Source organism: Streptomyces longispororuber (genome assembly GCF_014656095.1).
Taxonomy (GTDB): domain Bacteria; phylum Actinomycetota; class Actinomycetes; order Streptomycetales; family Streptomycetaceae; genus Streptomyces; species Streptomyces longispororuber.
The window spans coordinates 1-22,380 of sequence record NZ_BNBT01000042.1 but is presented as its reverse complement, the minus strand read 5'-3'; the positions used below and the strand labels follow the sequence as shown (position 1 = coordinate 22,380).

The following is a 22,380-nucleotide window of genomic DNA, read 5'->3' as shown; positions in this document are numbered from 1 at the left end:
CCCTCACACCGTGAGCCCGCGCACCAGCAGGTCGAGCAGCGCGCAGACGAACAGGGCGATGCCGATGAAGCCGTTGACCTGGAAGAAGGCGCGGTTGAGGCGGGACAGGTCGTGCGGCCGCACGATCGAGTGCTCGTACAGGAAGGCGCCGGCGACGATCACGAGGCCGAGCCAGAAGAACGCGCCCGCGCCGGTGGCCAGGGCGTACCAGACGAACAGCCCGGTGGTGACCAGGTGGCAGCCGCGCGCGCCCCAGATGGCGGCCGGGACGCCGAACCGCGCGGGCACCGAGAGCACGCCGATCTCCCGGTCGGTCTCCACGTCCTGGCAGGCGTAGATCAGGTCGAAGCCGCCGATCCACACGCCGACGGCCAGGCCGAGTATCACCGCCGTCCAGGACCACTCGCCGGTGATCGCCAGCCACGCGCCGACGGGCCCGATCGCCTGGGCGAGGCCGAGGATCGCCTGCGGGAAGTTCGTGAACCGCTTGCCGTACGGGTAGACCACCATCGGCACCACCGCGACCGGCGCGAGCGCCAGGCACAGCGGGTTGAGCAGGGCCGCCGAGCCGAGGAAGACCGCGACGGCGACGAGCGCCCCGGTCCACGCGGACCTCACCGAGACGGCGCCGGTGACCAGCTCGCGGTGCGCGGTGCGCGGGTTACGGGCGTCGATCTCGCGGTCGATGATGCGGTTCGCGGCCATCGCGAAGGTGCGCAGGCCCACCATGCAGACGGTGACCAGGAGCAGCCGCCCCCAGTGGATGTTCTCGTCCCACTCGTACATCGCGGTCAGCGCGGCGATGTACGCGAAGGGCAGCGCGAACACCGAGTGCTCGATCATGACGAGCCGCAGGAAGGCCCGCGTGCGTCCCGGCTGCGGCAGCGCGGCGGAGGCGGAGGTCACAGGCCGTACTCCTTCCAGCGGCGGTCCACGAGGGCCGCCGTGTCCGGGTCCGGCTCGACCATGTCCGGCCAGCCGCCGTCGCGCGTGTACCCCTCCTCGGGCCACTTCCGCGTCGCGTCGATGCCCGCCTTGCCGCCCCAGAACTGCTGGTACGAGGCGTGGTCCAGGTGGTCGACCGGGCCCTCCACGACGGTCAGGTCGCGGGCGTAGTCGGTGTTGCCGAGCGCGCGCCAGGCGACCTCGTGCAGGTCGTGGACGTCGCAGTCGGCGTCCACGACCACGATCAGCTTGGTCAGCGACATCATGTGCGCGCCCCAGACGGCGTGCATGACCTTCTGGGCGTGCTTCGGGTACTTCTTGTCGATCGCGACGATCGCGCAGTTGTGGAAGCCGCCCGCCTCCGGCAGGTGGTAGTCCACGATGTCCGGCACGATGATCTTCAGCAGCGGCAGGAAGAACCGCTCCGTCGCACGGCCCAGCGGGCCGTCCTCCGTCGGCGGCCGCCCGACCACGATGGACTGGAGCAACGGCCGCCTGCGCATCGTCACGCAGTCGATCGTCAGCGCGGGGAACGGCTCCTGCGGCGTGTAGAAGCCGGTGTGGTCGCCGAAGGGGCCCTCGGGCAGCATCTCGCCGGGCTCCAGCCAGCCCTCGATGACGACCTCGGCCTGCGCGGGCACCTGGAGCGGCACCGTCTTGCAGTCGACCATCTCGATCCGCTTGCCCTGGAGGAAGCCCGCGAAGAGGTACTCGTCGATGTCACCGGGGAGCGGCGCCGTCGAGGCGTACGTCACGGCGGGCGGGCAGCCGAAGGCGATGGCGACGGGCAGCCTCTCGCCCCGCCGCGCCGCCACCTGGTAGTGGTTGCGGCTGTCCTTGTGGATCTGCCAGTGCATGCCGATGGTGCGGCGGTCGTGGCGCTGGAGGCGGTAGAGGCCGAGGTTGCGGACGCCGGTCTCAGGGTCCTTGGTGTGGGTCAGGCCCAGGTTGAAGAAGGAACCGCCGTCCTTGGGCCAGGTGAACAGCGCGGGCAGCCGGTCCAGGTCCACGTCGTCGCCCGTGAGCACGGTCTCCTGCACCGGCGCGTCCTTGACCTTCTTCGGCGGTACGTGCGCCATCGCGCCGAGCTTCCCGAAGGCCTCGCGCACCCCGACGAACCCGTGCGGCAGCTCCGGCTTCAGCAGGCCGCCGATCTTCTCGCCGATCTCGCCGTACGACGTCAGGCCGAGGGCCTTGAGGAGGCGCCGGTCGGTGCCGAACACGTTCATCGCGAGGGGCATGTCGCTGCCCTTGACGTTCTCGAAGAGGAGCGCCGGGCCGCCGGACTTCTGCACGCGGTCGACGATCTCGCCGACCTCCAGGTACGGGTCGACCTCGGCCTTGATCCGCTTGAGATCGCCCTCGCGCTCCAGTGCCCTCAGCAGAGAGCGGAGATCGTCATAAGCCATGCGGCCCAGTATCGGTCACCGGCTACCCTGGCCCCGTCACCGGGGGCGCCCGGCGCCCGCACTCCGCTTTCTGGAGGATCGCCCTCACATGCTCAGGTATCTGCCGTTCCTGCTGGTCCTGGCCGTGTGGATCTACGCCTTCATCGATGTGCTCAACACCCCGGAGAAGGAGGTCCGCCACCTGCCCAAGGTGGTCTGGGTCATCATCGTCCTGCTCTTCGGCGAGGTGCTGCTCGGGCCGGTCGCGTGGTTCGTCACCGGCAAGAAGCGCCGCCCCGCGGGTGGGGCGCGCTCCTCCCGGGGGTGGGTGGCTCCGGATGACAACCCTGAGTTCTTGAAGGGGCTGGAGAAGGACCTGGACGACAAGCGGGACGAGCCCTGAGCGGGGCTTCCCTTCCGCTTTCCCCTTCCCACCCGCCCACCCGTACCACCCCACCTCCCGGCCCGACCCCGACCTCGCGGCCCGCACGCCGTCGTCCGCGCGCCCCGAGGGTGTTCCAGCCCGTCCGGCGATTGAGGACGAGCGCGGAGCGCGACGGGCCGGGGTCCAGGGGGCGCAGCGTCCCTGGTTACGGGAAAGGGGCGGGTCAGGGGCGTCCCACGCGGGCACCATGGACCCATGACCATCCCCACCGTCGACCTGCGCGCGTGGCGCGCCGGCGGCCCCCAGGCCCGCCACCGCATCGCCGCCACCGTCGACGAAGGACTCCGCACCGCGGGCTTCCTCCTGGTCACCGGCCACGGCGTCCCGGCCGGGGCGCGCGCGACGATCCGCGAGGAGGCCCGCGCCTTCTTCCGGCTGCCGCCCGCCGCCAAGGAGGCGTACGCCGCCCGGGTCGGCGGCCGCGGCTGGCTCGGCCCGGGCGCCGAGGCCAACAGCTACGCGGAGGGCACGGCCTCCCCGCCCGACCTGAAGGAGTCGCTGTCCTTCGCCGCCGAGGAACCCACCGGCGACCCGGCCGTGGACGCCGAGTGGTTCGCGCCCAACGTGTGGCCCGCCGAGGCGCCCGGCCTGCGCGCGCCCGTGGAGACGTACCTGGCGCGGATGCGGGCGCTCTGCGACGAGCTGCTCGAACTGCTCGCCGCCGCGCTGGGTGAGCCCAAGGACTTCTTCACCCGCCACACCGCCCACCCCACCTGGGGCTTCAACGTCAACTGGTACCCGGGTCGGGACACGCTCGGCGAGCCCGAGCCCGGCCAGTTCCGCATCGGCGCGCACACCGACTTCGGCACGGTCACCGTGCTCGACCGGCAGGCGGGCCGCGGCGGGCTCCAGGTGTTCACGGACGAGGACGGCTGGCGGGACGCGCCCTGGGACCCGGAGGCGTTCACGGTCAACATCGGTGACCTGATGGCGCGCTGGAGCGCCGGCCGTTGGCGCGCGGGCCGCCACCGCGTGCTCCCGCCCCCGGCGGACGCGCCCGCCGAGGAGCTGATGTCCCTGGTGTACTTCTACGAGTGCGACCCTGGCACGGACGTACGGGGGACGGACTCGCACACCTATCTCCGGGCGCAGCTCGACGCGATCGCGTCCGGCTGAGGCGGACGGCAGGCGGCGCGCACGCCGCGCGGAGCGCCGCCGAGTTGACGCACACGCGCCTCCCAAAGGCCTTGGCATGGCGGAAAGTCACGGCCGGAAGAGTCCTCAACTCCCTCCCCGCGCCCCGGGCGACCCGTTGGGCTGTGGCTTAGTCGACTTACGCGGGAGTAGCGGCGCCCGGCCCATTGACCGGAAATCCGTTATTCGCCGTCCGGGCCGGTTCGATTCACGGCGCAAGTCGTCCGCCAAAAGGTTTTCGGGGCGACGGAACAGTCACCCGCGACGGGAAATGCACGGCACCGGCCTGGAACACATGCGCTACCGAACGGCCAAGCAAGGCAAGCCTCACTTGAACAATCTCCGGCACCTTACGGGTGATCATTATTCGATATTGTCGGCCGGTGTGGAGGTGCTGCGAAGCCGAGGAAGCGGTACGCGGTCACGAAACGGACCAAGGGGACAAACGGGCGGGGAGACGTTCCGTCTCGGCCGGCGTCCCGACCGAGCCGCCCCCGCGCCGGAAAACCCCTCCCGCGAGGGGTGGGTGACCGGTTATTTCCGCCGCGGTGTGACCTTTTCGCAGCTCATGGTGTTTACTGGATGTCCGGTCTGAGCCTTGGTGGGTCCAGACCCTTTCCGGAGGCCCCGGGGGTGGTTCCCCGGGGCCTCTGCGTTTTTCGGAATGTTAACGTCCGCGTCTCCCGGTGCCCATACGGAATACATTCCGCGCCTTTGCCACGTAAAGACTTTTCCATGTCGCACCGCTCCAGATTCACGCATCCGAGTTACCGGGGGAACCTGTGATGCGCATCACAGACGCCGGGTTGATCACGTAACAAAACCCTCCCCGGAGGGGCTTGCTTTTCCCGTCGGATCTACGGAAGGGGCTGGTCGCGGCGCGGCTGGCATTTCTTACTCGCATAGGCGTAGCCTTCTGAGCGTCTTCGCCTCGCACCGGCCTCACCACCCGGACGACACGCGATGGAGAGGGCGCTGGACCCACCACCCGGGATGCGTCCGCCGTACCAGCGGACGCACCCGGCCCGGCACCGCGGAGTCGAAAGGACCTCAGACCGATGCAGACCGCCATGACCGATGGCGCCGTCGCACCGCACACCTTCCCGCCCTGGAAAGCACGTTCGTTCCCGCCCTCGGGGTCCGACCCCGCCGCCGGGCGTGGCCCGGCCGACCGCGCGGCGGCGAACCGGAAGCCCGGGACCGGGGGTGCGTGATGCCCCCCAAGGTCGACGCCTTCCGTACGACCGACGTGCTCAAGGGCCACCAGGCCATGCCGCGGGGCACCTTCCTGCACCACCTGCCCGCCGAGTCCTGGCCGTTGCTCGTCGCGGCGTGGGGGTCGGACGCCCGTGTCTACGCGCGGGACGAGGAGCTGCCCATCGAGCCGGACGACCAGCACGTCCACCTCGTGCTCGGCGGCTGCGTCCGCCAGGAGCGCTTCCCCTGCGGCCCGGGCCCGGACGCCCCGCGCATCACCCGGTTCCGCGGCGTCGGCCAGATACTCGGGGAAGCCAAGCTGATCTACCCCCGGGAGTCGGTCAAGGCCGCCTGCCTCACCACGACCTGGGTCATGCCCTGCCCCGTACCGCGCATGAACTGGCTGCTCAGCCGCCACCCGGAGATCCAACTGGCCCTCCTGCGCAGCCTTGAGGACCGCAACCGCAGCGACGAACTGGTCTACGGCACCACCACCCGCACACCCCTCCAGCGGGTCGGCGGCCTGCTGCTCCACCTCGCCGACCACGCCAGCACGCCCGCCCCGGCCAACCCCGGCCACACCACCGTCCTGGGGCCGAGCCAGAAGGACCTCGCGGACGCCCTCATGATGGGCGTCTCCACCGTGGAGAACGCCATCCGCCGGCTGCGCCGCACCCATGGCGTGATCACGAGCAAGTACCGGCAGTTCGTGGTGACGGACCGTTTCCTCCTCCGCGACATCGCCATGTCGGCCTAGTCCACGCCGACATCGCCCCCGCCCCTCACCCCCTCCCCCTCATCCCCCGTCTCCAGTGCCCCGGGCCCCGCGGGTCCCGCACGTGCCCCGAACGGATCAGACGACGATGCCCTTCCCCTCCACCACCCTGGCGCTCGGGACCAGCGCCGGCTCCCTGCTGGTGGCCGCCCTGGCCGGCGCGGCCATGACGGCCGTGACCGTCTACGGCATCCGGCACCACAAGGAGGTCTTCGCCTGGATGCGCACCACCCGGGCCAGGGACGACGAGGCCAAGGACCTCCAGGAGGCCGGCCAGTACCTCAAGGACCTGTTCGAGGAGTTGTGCGGCCTCGCGCAGAAGCCGTGCCGGGCGGCCGACGTCACCGGGGTGGCCCGGCTGAGCAACGTGATCAAGGGCTCGATCGGCCAGGCCGAGGCGGTCTCGGCGGAGCTGCGCGCCGTCGTCGAGCACGCCGAGGCGTACCTCTCCACCGTGCTCCCGGACCAGGCGCCCGGCGCCCGGACGACGCCCGCCGAGCACCACGCCCTGCTGGTGCTCGCCATGAAGCAGGAGTGCGCCCGCATCGAGCTCGCGCACGCCCTCGGTGCCGCCCAGCAGAAGATCCGCGGGCTGCGCCGCACCTGAGGGCCGCGGGGCCGCGCGCCGGTCAGGCGTAGGACGTGCGCAGCTCGCGCCACCGGTCGAGGGTCCACGTCGACCAGTCCTTCGGGTGCCCGGCCAGCGCGGCCACCAGGTACTCGAAGTGGTCGTGCCAGCCGGCCAGGCAGTCGAGGCGGAAGCCGTCGTCGCCGGTCATCTCGTTGGTGAAGCGCAGCGTCGTCCCGGTGTCCCCGGCGTGCTCCAGGTGGAAGCGGCACCGCCCGTGCAGGTCGATCGTGTACTCCGCCACCACCTCCGGGTCCCAGGCCGTGACGCGCCCCGCGTGCACGGCGGCCGCCGGGTCCGGCGTGTTGAGCCACCGCAGCGTCACCGCGCCGCCCAGGCGCGGCTCGAACACGTCGGCGGCGGCGAGCCACCCCGGAAGGCCCTCCGGGGTGGCCACCGCCGCCCAGACCGCGGCCACCGGGTGCGGCAGGCGCAGCACCCAGTGGAGCGTGTGCGTGTCCCCCTCGGTCCGGCTCGTGCCCCGCTCGATGATGTCGCTGGTATCGCTCATGGATCCCAGCCTCACGCACCCGGCCGCCCGGGTCACGCACCGAGAACGGGTCCGCTAGGGGCGTTCGCCCGCCTTGTCGACGACCTTCCGCTCCAGGACGGCGGTGTGGGCGGTCACCGTGCCCTTCTTGAAGCCGGTCGGCAGGTCCTTGACCGCGACCTGGCGCTCGCCGAGGAACTGCTTGGTCCTCTTGTCGAAGATCAGCTCCTGCCGCTCGCCCTCGTTCTCCCGGGCGATGGCCACGCCGCGCCGCCCCGCCGCGTCCACCGCGTCGTCGACGAGCTCGACGCCGGGGATCTTCGACGCCGCCAGGTACAGGGCGGCGGCCTGCTTCGGCGGCATCAGGCCGCCGCAGAGGTCACCGACGAGCACGAAGGCGTTCTGGTCCCTGCTCTCCTCCCCGCTCGCCACCCGGTACAGCCAGTCCCGCATGGTGACGGGGTCGGCCGGCATCCTCTGCAGGCTGCGGTAGTGCTTGTCGCCCTCCGCGAGGGGCAGGTCCGGCTCCATGCGCTCGTGGTCGAAGCCGTCGACGCGGTCGTGCACCACCTCCGTGTGCTCGCCGTCCACCGACTGCCAGTACTCCCGTACGTGCGGGGGCTGCAGCCGGGCGGTCTCGTCGCTGCCCGTCTTCATGTACCTCTCCTTGGTCTTGAGGTACACGAACTGGTCGTCCCGCAGGTTCTTCGGTGCGGGCCGCCGCCCCGCCGCCGCCGCGATGTCCTTCAGCATCGCGACGGTCTCCTCCGACGGCGGACCGGCCTGCGCCGTGTCCTCGCTGAACGGCTGCGCCACCACCAGGCCCGCGGCGACCGCGGCGGCCACGGCGCCCGCGACCAGCGAGGGCCGCAGCCAGCTCCTGCCCGGGGCGCTCGGCGCGGTGGCTGCCTGCGCTCGGTTCCCTTGCTCCTCTTGCCGGATCTCGCTCAACAGATGCTCCTTCAGGCGCAGGTGGCGGCCCGGCGGAAGGTTCCGCTCCGGCGGATTCGGGAAGCCGGCACCGTCCTCGGGTGACGTCATCGCGTGCCCTCCTCGATAGGCCTGACCGCTGAGGTGCGGTCACCTCTCATCTGTGCGCCCGTCCCGGGCGGTTCCATGTGTTTCGCGAGCTTCCTCCGGGCCCGTGACAGCCGGGAGCGCACCGTCCCGACCGGGATGCCGAGCGCGTCCGCCGCCGCCTCGTAGCCGAGCCCCGACCACACGCACAGCGCGAGGACCTCGCGGTCGGCGCGGCGCAGCTTCGCCAGGGCGGTCCGGACGAGGGCGAGCTGCTCCTCGTCGTCGACGCGCCCGGCCACCTCGTCGGCGAAGTCGGCCACGGCCTCGCCGGGCGGCAGCCGGGCCACGGCCGCGGCGTGGCGGCGGGTGGCGCGCCGCTGGTTGCGGGTCACGTTCGTGGCGATGCCGAGCAGCCACGGCCGCAGCGAGCCGCCCTCCTCGGCGACCCCGGCGCGCAGCCGCCAGGCCTCCAGGAAGGTCAGCGACACGATGTCCTCGGCCGTCGACCAGTCCCCGGTGAGGCGGTAGGCGTGGTTGTAGACGGAGCGGGCGTAGGTGTCGAAGAGCTCCCCGAAGGCGTCCGGGTCCGAGCCCCTGATCCGTGCGCGCGTCCGCCGCCGTGCCGCGAGTTCCCCCTGATGCGTCTCCACGCCCCCTTGTCTGTCCGTACGACGAAGGCCGGTTCCCGTGGCCCGTGCCACAGGAACCGGCCTTGCCGGTGCGGGGGTGCTCAGACCCCGGCGTACGAGTGCTTGCCGCTGACGAAGATGTTGACGCCGTAGTAGTTGAACAGCCAGCAGCCGAAGGCGATCAGGGCCAGGTAGGCGGCCTTGCGGCCCTTCCAGCCGGCCGTCGCGCGGGCGTGCAGGTAGCAGGCGTACGCGACCCAGGTGATGAAGGACCAGACCTCCTTGGGGTCCCAGCCCCAGTACCGGCCCCAGGCGTCGCCCGCCCAGATCGCGCCCGCGATGATCGTGAACGTCCACAGCGGGAAGATCGCCGCGTTCATGCGGTACGTGAACTTGTCCAGCGAGGCGGAGGCGGGCAGCCGCTCCATCACGGAGGTCGCGAACCGGCCCGGCGTGCCGCCGCGCTGGAGCTTGGCCTCGTAGGAGTCCTTGAAGAGGTACGCCGCCGTGGAGACCGCGCCGACGTAGAAGGCGGCGCCGCAGAAGATCGCGGTGGAGACGTGGATCCACAGCCAGTACGAGTGCAGGGCCGGGACGAGCTGGTCGCTGTCGGTGTACAGCACGGTGACCGCGAGGCCGAGGTCGAGCAGGATCGTGGTGATCAGCGGCAGGCCGATCCAGCGGACGTTCTTCTTCAGGGCGAGCAGCGCCAGGAAGACGCCGACGGCGACCGTGGAGAAGGTGATGTTGAACTCGTACATGTTGCCCCACGGCGCCCGCTCCACGGACAGCGCGCGGGTGACCACCCCGGCGGCCTCCACGAGGAAGCCGAGGCCGATCAGGGACACGGCGATACGGCCGTACAGGTCGCCCTGCTCGTCACCGGCGGCGGCACCCGGGCCGTCCGGCACGTCGCGGCTGCCCGCGGCGGCGCGGGTGACGACCGCGGGCGCGGCCTTGGGGCGCTCCAGGGTGGCCGTGCCGCCCTGGGAGCGCACGGTCACGGCGGGCGCGGCGGCCTTGGCGCCGCCCTCGGCGCCCGCCCCGGCCTCCCCGGCCGTCGTCAGCGCGGCGGCCGTGCGGGCGACCTTGCTGCGGCTGCCGAAGAGCCACTCCGCCATGAGCGCGAAGAAGGCGAGGAGGTAGACGGCCATCGCGGAGTAGATCAGCACATTGCTGACGTGCGCGAGGTTCTCGTTGGTCGCGGCGGCGACGGTGGTCGCGTGCGTCACTTCTCAGCCCCTTCGGCAGGTACGACATCGGGGGTGGGGTCGGTTGTCTCGGGTGCGGGGTCCGTGCCGGACGGGGGAGCCGGGGCGCCCTTGCCGGACGGCGCGGAGCCCTTGGCGGCGGGGCCGTCGGCGGCGGCCTCGGCCGCGGAGTCGTCGGCGTCCTCGGCCGCGGGGCCCGGGGCGTCCGTGGCGGCGGTCCCGTCGGTCCCGCTCCCGGCCGCGGCGGCCTCCGGCTGCGGGTCCGGCTTCGGCTTCGGGTCCGCCTTCGGGGCCGGGTCCGACTCCGGCTCCGTCCCGGGCTCCGACTCCGTCCCGGGCTCCGCCTCCGGCGCGGACGGCGCGCGGTCGTGGAGCTCCGCGGCGAGCGCCGCGAGCTCCTCCGCCACCTTGGCGGACTCGCTGCGGCCGAGGCCCGCCATCTCCACCACGGTGACGCCGTCGGCGCCCCGCTGCGCCCGCACCCACACGCGGCGGCGCTGGATGAACAGCGACCCGGCCAGGCCCGCGATGGCGGCGACGGCGCCGCCGAGCGCCCACCCGCTGCCGGGCTCCTGCGAGATCTGGAAGCTCGCCCACTGCTTGAGCTCCCTCTCGAAGGTGACCGACCCGGCGCCGTTCGGCAGCTTCATGGTCTCGCCGATCTTGAGCCGCTTCTTGAACAGCTCGCCGTTGGCGTCCTTGAACTTCTGCATCTTGCGCGTGTCGAGCTGGTACACGTTCTGCGGGACGCCGGAGTCCACGCCGAGGCTGCCGTGGTACGCGGAGAGCGCGAGCCGCGGATTGATGGGCGCGGGGAACTGGGAGAACATCTGCCCCATGCCGTCGCCCGCGAAGGTCGGCACGAAGAAGGCGTTGAAGCCGAGCTGCTCCGGCTTGCCGTTCTTGTCGCGGTAGCCGTCGAGGACCTTGATCGCGCCGGTGGCCGTGCCCATGGAGTCGATCGGGAGCAGCGGCACGGACGCGCTGTAGACGACCTTGCCGCGCCCGTCGCGGACGGTGACCTTGGGCGCGTACCCGTGGCCGACGAGGTACGCCTTGGTGCCGTTGATCTCCAGCGGCTTGTTGACCTCGACGACCTTCTTCTTCTCCGGCCCGTCCGCGCCCTCGGTGTAGGTGACGTGCGCCTTGAAGGTGCGCGCGGTGCCGCGCTGGGGGCCGGTCACCTCGTACGAGCCCTCGAACCGGTCCAGCTTGAAGCTGAAGGGCTCCAGGTCGGCGATGTCGAAGAGGTTGCCGGACTTGAAGTCGTCGTACTGCGTGAGCGTGTTGGAGAAGCCGTCGCCCTCCATGATCAGCTTGCCGCCCTCGGACTTGAAGAGCTGCCCGGCCGCGAAGGCGATCAGCATCACGATCAGGGCGACGTGGAAGATCAGGTTCCCGGCCTCGCGCAGATAGCCCTTCTCGGCGGAGACCGCCCCGCCCACCCGGTGGGAGCGGAAGCGGCGCCGCTTCAGCAGGGCGAGCGCGGCCTCGTCGACCTGCTCGGGCGAGGCGTCGGTGCGCCACGTCGTGTACGCGGGCAGCCGCGTGAGGCGCTTGGGCGCGGCGGGCGGGCGGCCGCGGAGCTGGCCGACGAACTGCCAGGTCCGCGGGACGATGCAGCCGATGAGGGAGACGAAGAGCAGGATGTAGATCGCGGAGAACCACACCGAGCTGTAGACGTGGAAGAGCCCGAGCTTCTCGTAGAGGGGCGCGAGCGTGGTGTGGGTGTCCTTGAAGTCCTGGACCTTCAGCTCGTCGGTGCCCTGCTGCGGGATGAGCGAGCCGGGGATCGCGCCGAGCGAGAGCAGCAGGAGCAGCAGCAGCGCCACCCGCATGGAGGTGAGCTGGCGCCAGCACCAGCGGAACCAGCCGAGGACGCCGAGCGCGGGCACGGCCCCCGCGGACTCCTCCTGGGGAGCCGTCGAGAGCTGGGCCCCGGCCTCGCCGAGGTCGGACCGCTCGTCGCCGCGCGGATTGGTCTTGGTGTCGCTCATGGATCAGATTCCCACCGAGTAGCGGTTGGTCCACACCTGCATGTCCTGCACGACGCCGTCCCAGACGCCGGTGACGAGGAGGAGTCCGGTCGCGATCATCATGCCGCCGCCGATCCGCATGACCCACACATGGTGCCGCTTCACCCAGCCGAACGCGCCGAGTGCCTTGCGGAAGGCGACGGCCGCGACGATGAAGGGGATGCCGAGCCCCAGGCAGTAGGCGACGCCGAGGATCGCGCCGCGCTGCGGGTTGGCGCCCTCGAAGGACAGGGTGTTGACGGCCGTGAGGGTCGGCCCGACGCACGGGGTCCAGCCGACGGCGAAGAGGGCGCCCAGTATCGGGGCGCCCACGAGCCCGGTGGCCGGCCGCTTGTGGAAGCGGAACTCGCGCTGGGTGAGCCAGGGCATCATGCCCATGAAGAAGAAGCCGAGCAGGATCATCACCACGCCGAGGACGTGCGTGATGGTGCTCTGGTGCTCCCGCAGCGTCTGGCCCATGGCCCCGAAGAACATGCCGGCCGGGACGAAGATCGCGGTGAACCCGAGCACGAAGAGACCGGCGCCGAGGGCCATCCGCCCCCGCTTGGCCTCCGCCAGGTCCTGGCCGGTGACCCCGGTGACGTACGAGAGGTAGCCCGGCACGAGCGGCAGCACGCAGGGCGAGAAGAACGAGACGAGGCCGCCGAGCACCGCGACGGGGATCGCGAGCAGCAGCGCGCCGCTGATGATGGTCTCGTTCTGGCCGGACGCGGCGAGCGTGACGGTGCCGTGGAGGGCGGTGGCGGCGGACACGTCGATCACTTCTCCGCGACGAGCGGGTCGATCATCTTGCGCAGCTTCTCCTCGCTGAGGGCCTGCTGCGAGCGTGCCGCGATCTTCCCCTCGCGGTCGATGACGAGGGTGGAGGGGATGAAGTTCGGGTTGAGCGTGCCCCGCGGGAAGCGCAGCATCAGCTTGCCCATCGGGTCGTAGAGGCTGGGGTACGGGATGCCCTTGTCCTTCTCGAAGGAGATGGCGGGCCCCTTCTCGGGGTCCTTGGCGTTGATGCCGAGGAACTCGACGCCCTGGGACTTGGTCTCCTTGGCCACCTTCGCGAAGCTCGGCGCCTCGGCCCGGCACGGCGGGCACCAGGAGCCCCACACGTTGATGACGACGATCTTGCCCTTGTAGTCGGCCAGGGCGACCTCGTCGCCGTCGAGGGTCTCGCCCTCCAGGGCGGGCGCGTCGTGCCGCTCGCCCTTCTCGACGGTGGCGATGCCGTCGGACCCGGCGACGAAGTTCGTCTTGCCGGAGCCGCCCGAGGTGCCGCCGGAGCCGCACGCGGTCAGGGTGAGTGCGGCGGCCGCCGCGACCGCCGCCAGCGCCGTCACGCGACTGCAACGGCTGCTGGTGCGGCGGTCAAGGCTGCGGTTCTGGCTGCGGGGGGCGCGGCAGGCGGCACTCATGTGAAAAGTTTCGCATGCCCGATTCGGGGATCTTCGACGCCCCCCGCGGTTGCGGAAAGTCCCCTTTCAGACAGGGTTTCCGCGCCCGTGGCGGGGACCCGTCAGGCGGCGTTCCCGGTCTCCTTCTCGGCGTCCTTGCGGCTGCCGGAGGAGCCCGACGCCCCGGAGAGGTACGCCTTCCAGCCACCGGCGGGCTGCTGGCCGACCTCCAGGCCGCGCAGCTTGGCGAGCACCTCGGGCTTCTGCACGTCCAGCCAGTCCACGAACTGCCGGAACGAGACGAGACGCACGTCCTTCTTCCCGGCGATGTGCTTCAGGGCCTCCTCAACGGCGTCCATGTAGATGCCGCCGTTCCACTCCTCGAAGTGGTTGCCGATGAAGAACGGGGCGCGGTTGGACTCGTAGGCGCGCTTGAAGCCGGCGATGTAGGCCTCGGTGGCCTGCTTGCGCCAGCCCGGATAGTTGGCCGGCGGGGCCTTCGTGGAGTTCTTCGACTGGTTGGCGAGGATGTTGTAGTCCATCGACAGGACCTCGAAGGAGTGGCCCGGGAACGGGATCTGCTGCAGCGGCAGGTCCCAGATGCCCAGCTTCTTCTCGGGCCACTTCTGGCGGCCGCCCGGCGAGGAGGCGTCGTAGCGCCAGCCCAGCTTCTTGGCGGTCGGCAGCAGGTTGTTCTGCCCGAGCAGGCAGGGCGTACGGCCGCCGACCAGCTCCTTGTCGTAGTCGAAGGGCAGCGGGGGCAGGTCGGACCAGCCCGTGTGGGTGCGCCACTTCTTCACGAAGGACATGGCCTGGTCGATCTCGCTCCGCCACTGGGCGGGCGTCCAGTTCGCCACGGAACCGGTGCCCGCGCAGAAGTGCCCGTTGAAGTGCGTGCCGATCTCGTGGCCCTCCAGCCACGCCTGGCGGACGTACTTCAGCGTCTCCTTGATGTGACCGTCGGTGAGGTAGCCGATGTCGGAGGCGCCGACGGCGTTGTTCGGCGGCCGGTAGAGCCGCTTCTTGGACTCCGGGAGCAGGTAGAGCCCGGAGAGGAAGAACGTCATCCGCGCGTCGTGCTCCTCCGCGAGCTTCAGGAAGCGCGGGAACAGGCCGTTGCCGACCTCGCCCGCCCCGTCCCAGGAGAAGATGACGAACTGCGGCGGCGTCTCACCGGGCTCGAGGGGCCGGGGCGCCTCCGGCTGCTTCGGCTGCTTGCCGGTGAAGGCCGTGGAGCCGTCGCCGATCGGCTTCGCGGGCCGTTCCGGCGCCTCGCCGCCGCCCTTCCCCTTGTCGGCGGCGGGGCTCGCGTCACCGGAGCCGGAACCGCAGGCGGTGAGGCCGACGGCCGCCGCGGCGCCCAGGCCCAGGCCTATCGCGCCCCGGCGACTGAGCACGCCACGGCCCGTGGCCGCCGCTCCGTCGCCTATGTCCGTCCGGCTGTCGTCGCGCATTCCATCCCCATTCGTCGCGCCCTCGGTAGTGCAAAGAACAACCACTTAGAGGGCACAGCGAAGGAGCGGGTTCCGGCCAACCCGGACCTTTTTGGCACCTTTGACAAAGACCAGACATTCCACGCCATACGGTGACCTCCCCATCACCCCCCGCACACAGTCACCTCACAGGAACCTTTCCCGGGGGGTGCCCCCGCAAGGGGCGCGGGGAACTGCGCGCCAAGCCACGACGAACGCGCGCCCGACATCACACCCACAGGGGCAGGGCAGCCCCCCGCAGGGGGAGCCACGCCCGCAGGGGCAGGCAGGGGGCACCCAGGCCCAGCCGGGGCCGGGCCCACCCCCGCCCAGCCCAGCGCAGCGCACCGCAGCGGTCAGGCCCCGAACGCCTTGGCCTGCCCCTTCACCGGCCTGGCCCCCGCCAGCAAGTGCTTGGGCACGAGATCCCGCGCCGGCTCCGAATACCCCACCGAAACGATCCTGTCGCCCCGGTACGTGAACGTCGTCAGCGACGCCAGCGTGCACTGCCGCTTGCGCGGGTCGTGCCACAGCCGCCGCTTCTCCACGAAGCTGCGCACGATCCAGATCGGGAGCTGGTGGCTCACGCACACCGCCTCGTGCCCGCGCGCGGCCTGCCGGGCCGCGTCGAGGGCGCCCATCATCCGCACGACCTGCTCTATGTACGGCTCGCCCCAGGACGGCCGGAACGGGTTGACCAGGTGCTTCCAGTTGTCCGGGTTCTTCAGGGCGCCGTCGCCGACGCCGAAGGTCTTGCCCTCGAAGACGTTCTCCGCCTCGATGAGCCGCCGGTCCGTGGCCAGGTCCAGGCCGTGCGCCTTGGCGATCGGCGTCGCCGTCTCCTGCGCCCGGTCCAGCGGCGAGGCCACCACGTGCGTGATGTCCCGCGAGGACAGGTGCTCGGCGACCCGGTCGGCCATCCGGCGGCCGAGGTCCGAGAGGTGGTAGCCGGGCAGGCGCCCGTACAGGATGCCGTCGGGGTTGTGCACCTCGCCGTGGCGCATCAGGTGGACGACGGTCAGCTCGTCGCCGGTGTGCTCGCTCGCCGCGCTCATGCCGTGGCCTCCGGGGAGTTCGTGGCCGCCGCGGCCGCGCGCGCGGCGGCCGGAAGGGCCTGGGCGATCTTCTCGATCGCGCGCTCGTCGTGGGCGGTGGAGAGGAACCAGGACTCGAAGGCCGACGGCGGCAGGTACACGCCCTGCGCCAGCATCGAGTGGAAGAACGCGGTGAAGCGGAAGGACTCCTGCCCGCGCGCGTCCTCGTAGTTCCGCACCTCGCGGTCGGTGAAGAACACCGAGAACATGTTCGAGGCGTGCTGCAGGCGGTGGGCGACGCCCTCCTTCGTCAGCGCCTCCGTCACCAGCGAGCGGACGCGCTCCGACACGGCGTCGAGCGTGGCGTACGCGGCGTCGTCCAGGAGCCGGAGCTGGGCGAGCCCGGCGGCGGTGGCGACCGGGTTCCCCGACAGCGTGCCCGCCTGGTAGACCGGGCCCGCGGGCGCCAGGTGCCCCATCACGTCGGCGCGGCCGCCGAACGCGGCGGCGGGGAAGCCGCCGCCCATGACCTTGCCGAAGGTCATCAGGTCGGGCACGACCCCGTCCACGCCGAACCAGCCGGCCCTGCTGGTGCGGAAGCCGGTCATGACCTCGTCGGAGATGAACAGCGCGCCGTTGCGCTCGCACGCGGTCTTCAGGCCCTGGTTGAAGCCGGGCCGGGGCGGCACCACGCCCATGTTCCCCGGCGAGGCCTCCGTGATCACGCAGGCGATCTCGCCCGGGTGGTTGTGGAAGGCCTCGTTCACGGCCTCCAGGTCGTTGTACGGCAGCACGATCGTGTCGCCCGCCTGCGCGCCCGTGACCCCCGGGGTGTCCGGGAGGCCCAGGGTGGCGACGCCGGACCCGGCCGCCGCGAGCAGCGCGTCGACGTGCCCGTGGTAGCAGCCGGCGAACTTGATCACCTTGGCGCGCCCGGTGAACCCGCGCGCGAGCCGGATGGCGGACATGGTCGCCTCGGTGCCGCTGGACACCAGGCGGACCTGCTCCACCGGGGCGATCCGGGCCACGATCTCCTCGGCCAGGGCGACCTCGCCCTCGCCCGGCGTGCCGAAGGACGTGCCGCGCGCGACGGCCTCCTGCACGGCGGCGGTCACCTCGGGGTGGGCGTGGCCGAGGATCATGGGGCCCCACGAACACACGAGGTCGACGTACTCGCGGCCGTCGGCGTCCGTGAGGTACGGACCGGTACCGGACACCATGAAGCGGGGCGTACCCCCCACCGCGCGGAAGGCGCGCACGGGCGAGTTCACACCGCCGGGGGTCACGGCCGCCGCACGGTCGAAAAGAGTCTGCGAAACTGGGGCGCTATACGGGAAGCTCACATGAACCATGGTGTCAGAGGGTCCGGACGTCGTGCCGGGGCCTCCTGTCCGTCGGCTTTCCGCTCGCGCCGTCATCTCCTGGGGCGGCCGGTGCGGAAATCCTGTGGACTGGTGTTTCACCCCACGTTTCGGCGGGTGACCGTGGGGGAGGTCACTGACACGATGATCGGGTTGCGCGGCAAGGCCCGCGCGCCCTGGAAAAGCAGTCGGGTGGAGATATGCAGCGCGGTGGTGGACTGGGCGAGGGGACCGACGGCCTGGGTCCCCGGCGTGCCCGGCGGGGAAAGCACCGGCGAGATGCGGAGGCGGCCCCGGCTCCCGAGCAGCGGGCGCCGGACAGGACGAGGCGGGACCGTACGGGAAGCAGGAGTGGCGGGGTGGGGGTGACGTACAAGTACTTCGGCGCCCCGGACGGCGCGACGGCGGCCCGGGTACCGATCTCGATGCGGCCCGAGGAGCTCGGCGGTGACGAGCTGGGCATGGGCGGCATGTTCACGAAGATCAAGCCGGAGACGATGGCCGCGATGGTCCTAACCGGCATCGAGGGCATACCCCTGCACAAGGTCCCCCCGCTGGAGCTGGTCGTCCTCCACCCCGACTACGCGGTCGTGAAGCTCCCCATGACGGTCGTCGACCCGCTGCGGGGCGTCGGCGAGGAGTCGGTCGGCGCCGCGGCCTTCATCTGGTCCACGGTCCCCGACCGCGGCGGCCCCCGGGACGCGTTCAACGTCTACCAACTCCTGCACGAGTGGCAGGACTTCAGCCACCGCCTGCACGACGCGGGCCATCAGGCCTACTGCCTGGTGTGGCCGTGACCCGACGGTTTCCCGGGTAACCGCCGGGGAACGACCTGGGAACGTCACGGAGTACTCCGGTGCGCGCCGCGCCGGTGCGCCGAGCGTGCGTCCTTCGTACGCTGGCTCCGTACGGGGAAGTGCGCCGTCGGGTCCGTGCCGGGGGAAGGGGCGGGGCAGTGGCCGAGGGGGACTGGCAAGACACGCCCGCCGCGGGTCGGGTGCGCGTGTTGTCACCGCGCGGGACCGTGCACGGCGCCGGGATCCTGGTGGCGCCCGGCACCGTCCTGAGCTGCGCGCACGTCGTCGCGGACGCCCTGGGCGCGCGCCCGGGACCGGCCCCGCCCGCCGATCCCGTCCTCCTCGACGCCGCCGGGTTCCCCGACGCGCCGCGCGGCACGGCCACGGTCGTGGCGGGCGGCTGGTTCCCGGGCCCGCTGGACGGCGCGCCGGGCGGGGACCTCGCGGTCCTCACCACCGACTGGCAGCCGCCCGAGGCCGTGCGCCCGGCACGCCTCGGCCGGTGCGAGGCGCCCCCCGGCCGCGAGGTGCGGATGTACGGCTACCCGGGCCGGGCCCCCGACGGGCTGTGGGCGACGGCCCGGCTCGCGGGCAGCGGAGGCCCCCACCCGCACTGGGTACAGCTCGACGGCGCGGGCGCCACGGCCGCCTGGATCGCGCCGGGCTTCAGCGGCGCGGGCGTCTGGGACCCGGCCGCCCGCAGGGTGGTGGGCATGGTCACCGCCGCCCTCAACGACCGGCACACCAGGGCGGCCTGGATGCTCCCGCTGCAGGAGGCGGCCCGCGCCTGGCCGGACCTGGCCCCGGCGCTGAACGGCCACGGCCCGCCGCCCGCCCGGCCCGCCCCGGAGCCGCCGCTCCCCGACGACCGGGCCCAGTTCGCCCTCGCCGACGCCCTGTTGGGCATCCGCCCCGTCGAGGAGGACGGCGGGGCCGCGCTGCGGCAGCTCCTGCCCGCGCCCCTGCGCCACGGGATACGCAGCCACCCCCGGCCCCGGCTCCAGCTCTTCCACCTCGTCCAGGCCTGCGTGGACCACCGCGACGGCCGTCGGGCCCTCGTCGATGCGGTGCGCCTGCTCGACGACGGCTCGCGCCCGGTGCGGGCGGCGCTGGCCCTGCTCGACGAGCTGTGGCCCGCGGTCCCGGGCGGCGATGCCCGGTGACGCACTCCTGGGGACCGCCCAAGATCGTGCTCGACGCCCTGGACGGCGTGCCGGCCTTCGACGAGCCGGCCACCCTGCGCGAGTGCACCCGCATGGTGGGCCGGAGCCTGCGCGCGACGATCGCCGTACCGGACAGCGCCCGGCGGCGCACGTATCTGTCGTCCCTGCTCATGATCGTCCTGGAGTACCCCGACGGGCTCCAGGTCCTCGGCGGCGTCGTCGAGCTGCTCGAAGGCAACACGCGCTACACCGAGCGCGTACGGACCGCGATCGCCGTGGCGGAGGTGCCCTTGTTCCCGCCCGAGGACTGGGAAGCCCTGATGAAGCTCCTCGGCGACCTGAGCGTGCTCGACGTCGCCGGGGCGTACCAGGACGCCATGCGGCCCGGCGCCGACCCGCTGCCCGCGCACTGCACGGAGCCCTGGCTCGCCGTCGTGCACGCCGCCACGCTCAACGCCCGCCCCGGTGACGTGCCGCCCTGCGTGCTGCTCGTCGAGCACTTCGCGCGCCACGCCAAGGGCCGGCAGCAGCAGGACCTGCTCGACTGGGCGCGGGAGCACCGCGCCTGCCCCGAGACGTACCGGGGTGGGCCCGCACGCGAGGCCGCGCGCCCGGCCGGGCAGGCCTGCCAGGTCACGTATCCGGAGGTTCCGGTCACAACCGGCGATACGGGGCTTGCCGTGGCGGCAGGGGCGGAATCAGGCCTTCTTGGCGGCGCCACCGGTGCCGGAGGCGGGGTGCGCGGCCCCCGGCCGGTGCGGGTCGTCGGCCAGGACCCGGTGTGGGCACCCAGCGCCTGCCTGCTCATCCGGCTGCGCCCGCTGCCCGACCCCGACCACGAGGACGAGCGGCTGCTTTCGTACTGGTGGCAGATCGGCGGCCCCGAGCCGTACCCGGTGCGCGGCGGGGACCTGCGCGTGGACGTGGCGGAGCTGCCGGAGCAGGTCAAGTCGCTGGTGGAGGAGGCCGAGACGGGCTGGGCCTACTTCTGCAAGGAGGACCTCACCCTGGAGTTCGTGCTGCCCAGGGAGCTGCTCGGGCTGCCCGTCGAGCAGTGGGCGAAGCGCGGCTTCCACGGCGCGGACGGCAGCCTCGGGGAGGACCACCCGGTGCTCCTCCGCAGCCTCGAAAGGATGGAACGCCCGGACACGCACGGCCGCTGGGCGCGGCGCTGGGACGCGCTGCTGACCGGGTGCGCGGGCCCCGTCCACTGGTTCCCCGACGACGGCCGCTCCCGGCTCCTGTCGGACACCCGGCGCGTCATGGTGGTCCTCAGCGACGCCCCGGGCCGGGCCGGTGGCGACCGCTCCGGGGTCGACGAGCTGGCCGAGTCGCTGCGCGCCGGAGTCCCGATCGTGGTCTGGGACAGACGGGGCGGTGTCGATCCGGTGTTCCGCGACGAACTGGCCGACTTGGCCGCTCGCACGGGAATCCACCAACTACCTGATGCCGTCCGGTCGTTGCGCATAGAGGCGAAAGGCGGGGATGCTGCTGAGGGCGACTGTGCCGCGTCCGCGCTCGGGCGCCACGCGGCACTGCTCTGGGACGATCCGTACCGCCTCCCGGGCGGGGGCGGGGCCATGGCGGATTCTTCCGCACAGGGGGGAGGGTAGGCGCGATGCTTCCCGAGGACGGCGTGGACCGAGGGGTCCGTCCGATCGGTGCCGCGCGCGCCGGGGACGTCCGGTCACAGGACACGACCGCCACTCCCGGCACCCCGGACACCAGTGGCACAGGGGCCGCAGAAGCCACACAGTCCACAGGAGCTACGGAGACCACCGGGGCCGCGGGGGACACGGGCGCCACGGTGACCACGGAATCCGCGGGAGCCACGGGCCCCGCGGCCACCTCCGCCTCCGCTTCCGCCTCCGCCTCCGCCTCCGGTGACGGCGTGCCGCCCGGAGCGAACTCCCCCGGCTCCGACCGCTGGTGGATCTACCGCGGTTCGGGACAGCCCCTGTACGACACCAGCCTGCGCGAGCTGCTGCCCGACCCGCCGCCGTGGCGCAGGTTCACCGGCGGGCCCGTGGTGGCGCCGCCCCCGCCGGACGACGAGGAGGCCGAGCGCCGGCTCGGCAAGCCCACGGGGCGCCTGCCCGCGTCCGACCAGCTCCGGCGCGAGGCGGACATGGTCAACGCCGCCCTGCTGCTGCGGCGCCCGCTGCTCGTGACCGGCCGCCCCGGCACCGGCAAGAGCAGCCTCGCCTACCGCATCAGCCGCGAACTGCGCCTCGGCCGCGTGCTGCGCTGGCACATCACCAGCCGTACGACGTTGCGTTCGGGACTGTACGGATACGACGCGATCGGCCGCGTGCAGGACTCCGCGGCCCTCCGCGCCGCGGCCGACGGCGCCCCCGCCGCGCCCGCCGGGGCCGACGAGCGCGCGCCCGGCGACGACCGGCTCCCCGGCATCGGCGACTACGTCCAGCTCGGCCCCCTGGGCACGGCGCTGCTGCCGTACGAGACGCCCCGCGTGCTGCTGGTCGACGAGCTGGACAAGTGCGACCAGGACCTGGCCAACGACCTGCTGAGCGTCTTCGAGGAGGGCCAGTACCCCATCCCCGAGCTGCTCCGGGCCCGGCGGCGCCACCCGCGCGTGACCGTCCTGACCGACGACCCGGAGGGCACCGCCGAGATCGTCGGCGGCGTCGTGCGCTGCCGGGCCTTCCCCGTCGTGGTCATCACCTCCAACGGCGAACGCGAGTTCCCGCCCGCCTTCTTACGCCGCTGTTTGCGGCTGCATATGCCCGATCCGGATCACACCCAGCTCGCCGAGATGGTGACGGCGCACCTCGCGGAGGGCGCGGTCACCCGCGCCGGGGACGGCGGCGACCTCATCGAGCGGTTCCTCCAGCGCAGCCAGGAGCGCGGCGGCCTGGCCGTCGACCAACTGCTCAACTCCGTGTACCTGGCGACCTCGGGCCGCCTCCCCGCCGACGAGGGGGCCCTGGCGGAGCTGGTCGACGCGCTGTGGCACCGGCTCGACGGAGCGGGGGCGGAATCGAGGCCGGGATGACGGCCGCGTCCGCGGAGCCGCCGTTCCAGGCCGCACGGGAGTCCGGGCGGGCCGGGCGGGCCCCGGACGCCCCGGAGCCGCAGCCGCCGACGTGGACGGAGCTGGCGGACGCCCTGTACCTGGCGGCCTGCCAGGACGCCGCGCTGCCGGTGTTCCCGCCGCCCGCGCGCCCTTCCGCCCGGACCGCACGGCGCGGCGGCCCCGCCGTCAGGCCTCCCCGGCGCGACGGCCCCGCCACCCGGCCCCCGCCGCAC

The 22,380-nt window shown here is 72.5% G+C and carries 20 protein-coding genes and 1 pseudogene; 9 read left to right on the top strand and 12 right to left on the bottom strand.

The window, feature by feature from the left end:
• Window positions 1–3: 3 nt before the first annotated feature.
• Window positions 4–906, bottom strand: coding sequence for a menaquinone biosynthesis prenyltransferase MqnP (mqnP, locus tag IE330_RS15790; RefSeq protein WP_190136643.1), 903 nt, complete (start codon window positions 904–906; stop codon window positions 4–6).
• The gene (locus IE330_RS15785; RefSeq protein WP_190136642.1) at window positions 903–2,354 is read right to left on the bottom strand and encodes a menaquinone biosynthesis decarboxylase; all 1,452 of its coding nucleotides are present in this window, start codon (window positions 2,352–2,354) and stop codon (window positions 903–905) included. The genes mqnP and IE330_RS15785 overlap by 4 nt, the downstream gene beginning before the upstream one ends.
• An 88-nt stretch (window positions 2,355–2,442) precedes the next feature.
• Between IE330_RS15785 and IE330_RS15780 the strand changes: the two genes are divergently transcribed.
• The 4 genes from IE330_RS15780 to IE330_RS15765 all read left to right on the top strand — a co-directional run bounded on the left by IE330_RS15780 (window position 2,443) and on the right by IE330_RS15765 (window position 6,491).
• Entirely contained in the window at window positions 2,443–2,736 is a 294-nt protein-coding gene (locus tag IE330_RS15780; RefSeq protein WP_190136641.1) for a PLDc N-terminal domain-containing protein, read from the top strand.
• A gap of 237 nt (window positions 2,737–2,973) precedes the next feature.
• Entirely contained in the window at window positions 2,974–3,894 is a 921-nt protein-coding gene (locus IE330_RS15775; RefSeq protein WP_190136640.1) for an isopenicillin N synthase family dioxygenase, read from the top strand.
• A 1,231-nt stretch (window positions 3,895–5,125) separates the two neighbouring features.
• Complete coding sequence (locus tag IE330_RS15770; RefSeq protein ID WP_190136639.1) at window positions 5,126–5,866, top strand: Crp/Fnr family transcriptional regulator; 741 nt, start codon at window positions 5,126–5,128, stop codon at window positions 5,864–5,866.
• 106 nt (window positions 5,867–5,972) lie between these two features.
• Window positions 5,973–6,491 (top strand): hypothetical protein, encoded by a 519-nt coding sequence (locus IE330_RS15765; protein ID WP_190136638.1) that lies wholly within the window; start codon window positions 5,973–5,975, stop codon window positions 6,489–6,491.
• A gap of 22 nt (window positions 6,492–6,513) precedes the next feature.
• Here the strand turns inward: IE330_RS15765 and IE330_RS15760 are convergent, their stop codons facing one another.
• The 10 genes from IE330_RS15760 to hemL all read right to left on the bottom strand — a co-directional run bounded on the left by IE330_RS15760 (window position 6,514) and on the right by hemL (window position 17,141).
• Complete coding sequence (locus tag IE330_RS15760; protein WP_190136637.1) at window positions 6,514–7,023, bottom strand: SRPBCC domain-containing protein; 510 nt, start codon at window positions 7,021–7,023, stop codon at window positions 6,514–6,516.
• 54 nt (window positions 7,024–7,077) lie between these two features.
• On the bottom strand, window positions 7,078–8,043 hold the full coding sequence (locus IE330_RS15755) for a CU044_5270 family protein (protein WP_190136636.1): 966 nt from the start codon (window positions 8,041–8,043) through the stop codon (window positions 7,078–7,080).
• Entirely contained in the window at window positions 8,040–8,672 is a 633-nt protein-coding gene (locus IE330_RS15750; protein ID WP_190136635.1) for an RNA polymerase sigma factor, read from the bottom strand. The genes IE330_RS15755 and IE330_RS15750 overlap by 4 nt, the downstream gene beginning before the upstream one ends.
• A gap of 80 nt (window positions 8,673–8,752) precedes the next feature.
• Window positions 8,753–9,883 carry a c-type cytochrome biogenesis protein CcsB gene (gene ccsB / locus IE330_RS15745; protein WP_190136634.1) on the bottom strand — a complete coding sequence of 377 codons (1,131 nt, stop codon included), beginning with the start codon at window positions 9,881–9,883 and terminating at the stop codon, window positions 8,753–8,755.
• Window positions 9,880–11,859 (bottom strand): cytochrome c biogenesis protein ResB, encoded by a 1,980-nt coding sequence (gene resB / locus IE330_RS15740; RefSeq protein WP_190136633.1) that lies wholly within the window; start codon window positions 11,857–11,859, stop codon window positions 9,880–9,882. Before resB ends, ccsB begins: the two co-directional genes overlap by 4 nt.
• Window positions 11,860–11,862: 3 nt before the next feature.
• Window positions 11,863–12,651: a cytochrome c biogenesis CcdA family protein gene (locus tag IE330_RS15735; RefSeq protein WP_190136632.1), complete on the bottom strand. Its 789-nt coding sequence runs from the start codon at window positions 12,649–12,651 to the stop codon at window positions 11,863–11,865.
• Window positions 12,652–12,656: 5 nt separating this feature from the next.
• Window positions 12,657–13,304: a TlpA family protein disulfide reductase gene (locus IE330_RS15730; RefSeq protein ID WP_190136631.1), complete on the bottom strand. Its 648-nt coding sequence runs from the start codon at window positions 13,302–13,304 to the stop codon at window positions 12,657–12,659.
• A 101-nt stretch (window positions 13,305–13,405) separates the two neighbouring features.
• Window positions 13,406–14,737, bottom strand: coding sequence for a polysaccharide deacetylase family protein (locus tag IE330_RS15725; RefSeq protein WP_190136630.1), 1,332 nt, complete (start codon window positions 14,735–14,737; stop codon window positions 13,406–13,408).
• Window positions 14,738–15,111: 374 nt separating this feature from the next.
• A complete protein-coding gene (locus IE330_RS15720; RefSeq protein ID WP_190136629.1) occupies window positions 15,112–15,810 on the bottom strand; it encodes a histidine phosphatase family protein in 699 nt (232 codons plus the stop codon).
• On the bottom strand, window positions 15,807–17,141 hold the full coding sequence (hemL, locus tag IE330_RS15715) for a glutamate-1-semialdehyde 2,1-aminomutase (protein WP_190136628.1): 1,335 nt from the start codon (window positions 17,139–17,141) through the stop codon (window positions 15,807–15,809). The genes IE330_RS15720 and hemL overlap by 4 nt, the downstream gene beginning before the upstream one ends.
• A 209-nt stretch (window positions 17,142–17,350) precedes the next feature.
• Here hemL and IE330_RS15710 point away from each other — a divergent pair, with 209 nt between their 5' ends.
• From IE330_RS15710 to IE330_RS15690, 5 genes and pseudogenes are all read left to right on the top strand, one after another.
• Window positions 17,351–17,947 (top strand): hypothetical protein, encoded by a 597-nt coding sequence (locus IE330_RS15710; protein WP_190136627.1) that lies wholly within the window; start codon window positions 17,351–17,353, stop codon window positions 17,945–17,947.
• Between the two features lie 227 nt (window positions 17,948–18,174).
• Window positions 18,175–19,110, top strand: coding sequence for an effector-associated domain 2-containing protein (locus tag IE330_RS15705; RefSeq protein WP_229925675.1), 936 nt, complete (start codon window positions 18,175–18,177; stop codon window positions 19,108–19,110).
• On the top strand, window positions 19,107–20,723 hold the full coding sequence (locus IE330_RS15700; protein ID WP_190136625.1) for a VMAP-C domain-containing protein: 1,617 nt from the start codon (window positions 19,107–19,109) through the stop codon (window positions 20,721–20,723). The genes IE330_RS15705 and IE330_RS15700 overlap by 4 nt, the downstream gene beginning before the upstream one ends.
• 278 nt (window positions 20,724–21,001) lie before the next feature.
• Window positions 21,002–22,126, top strand: a complete 1,125-nt coding sequence (locus IE330_RS15695; RefSeq protein WP_229925679.1) for an AAA family ATPase — start codon at window positions 21,002–21,004, stop codon at window positions 22,124–22,126.
• Window positions 22,123–22,380: pseudogene (locus IE330_RS15690) on the top strand (hypothetical protein); the annotation flags it as partial. The gene IE330_RS15695 and the pseudogene IE330_RS15690, both read left to right, overlap by 4 nt.

Coding starts and splice junctions, on each gene's coding strand:
- IE330_RS15785 (WP_190136642.1), bottom strand. CDS start 2,354: ATGGCTTATGACGATCTCCGCTCTCTGCTGAGGGCACTGGAGCGCGAG.
- IE330_RS15780 (WP_190136641.1), top strand. CDS start 2,443: ATGCTCAGGTATCTGCCGTTCCTGCTGGTCCTGGCCGTGTGGATCTAC.
- IE330_RS15775 (WP_190136640.1), top strand. CDS start 2,974: ATGACCATCCCCACCGTCGACCTGCGCGCGTGGCGCGCCGGCGGCCCC.
- IE330_RS15770 (WP_190136639.1), top strand. CDS start 5,126: ATGCCCCCCAAGGTCGACGCCTTCCGTACGACCGACGTGCTCAAGGGC.
- IE330_RS15765 (WP_190136638.1), top strand. CDS start 5,973: ATGCCCTTCCCCTCCACCACCCTGGCGCTCGGGACCAGCGCCGGCTCC.
- IE330_RS15760 (WP_190136637.1), bottom strand. CDS start 7,023: ATGAGCGATACCAGCGACATCATCGAGCGGGGCACGAGCCGGACCGAG.
- IE330_RS15755 (WP_190136636.1), bottom strand. CDS start 8,043: ATGACGTCACCCGAGGACGGTGCCGGCTTCCCGAATCCGCCGGAGCGG.
- resB (WP_190136633.1), bottom strand. CDS start 11,859: ATGAGCGACACCAAGACCAATCCGCGCGGCGACGAGCGGTCCGACCTC.
- IE330_RS15730 (WP_190136631.1), bottom strand. CDS start 13,304: ATGAGTGCCGCCTGCCGCGCCCCCCGCAGCCAGAACCGCAGCCTTGAC.
- IE330_RS15725 (WP_190136630.1), bottom strand. CDS start 14,737: ATGCGCGACGACAGCCGGACGGACATAGGCGACGGAGCGGCGGCCACG.
- IE330_RS15720 (WP_190136629.1), bottom strand. CDS start 15,810: ATGAGCGCGGCGAGCGAGCACACCGGCGACGAGCTGACCGTCGTCCAC.
- hemL (WP_190136628.1), bottom strand. CDS start 17,141: ATGGTTCATGTGAGCTTCCCGTATAGCGCCCCAGTTTCGCAGACTCTT.
- IE330_RS15710 (WP_190136627.1), top strand. CDS start 17,351: ATGCAGCGCGGTGGTGGACTGGGCGAGGGGACCGACGGCCTGGGTCCC.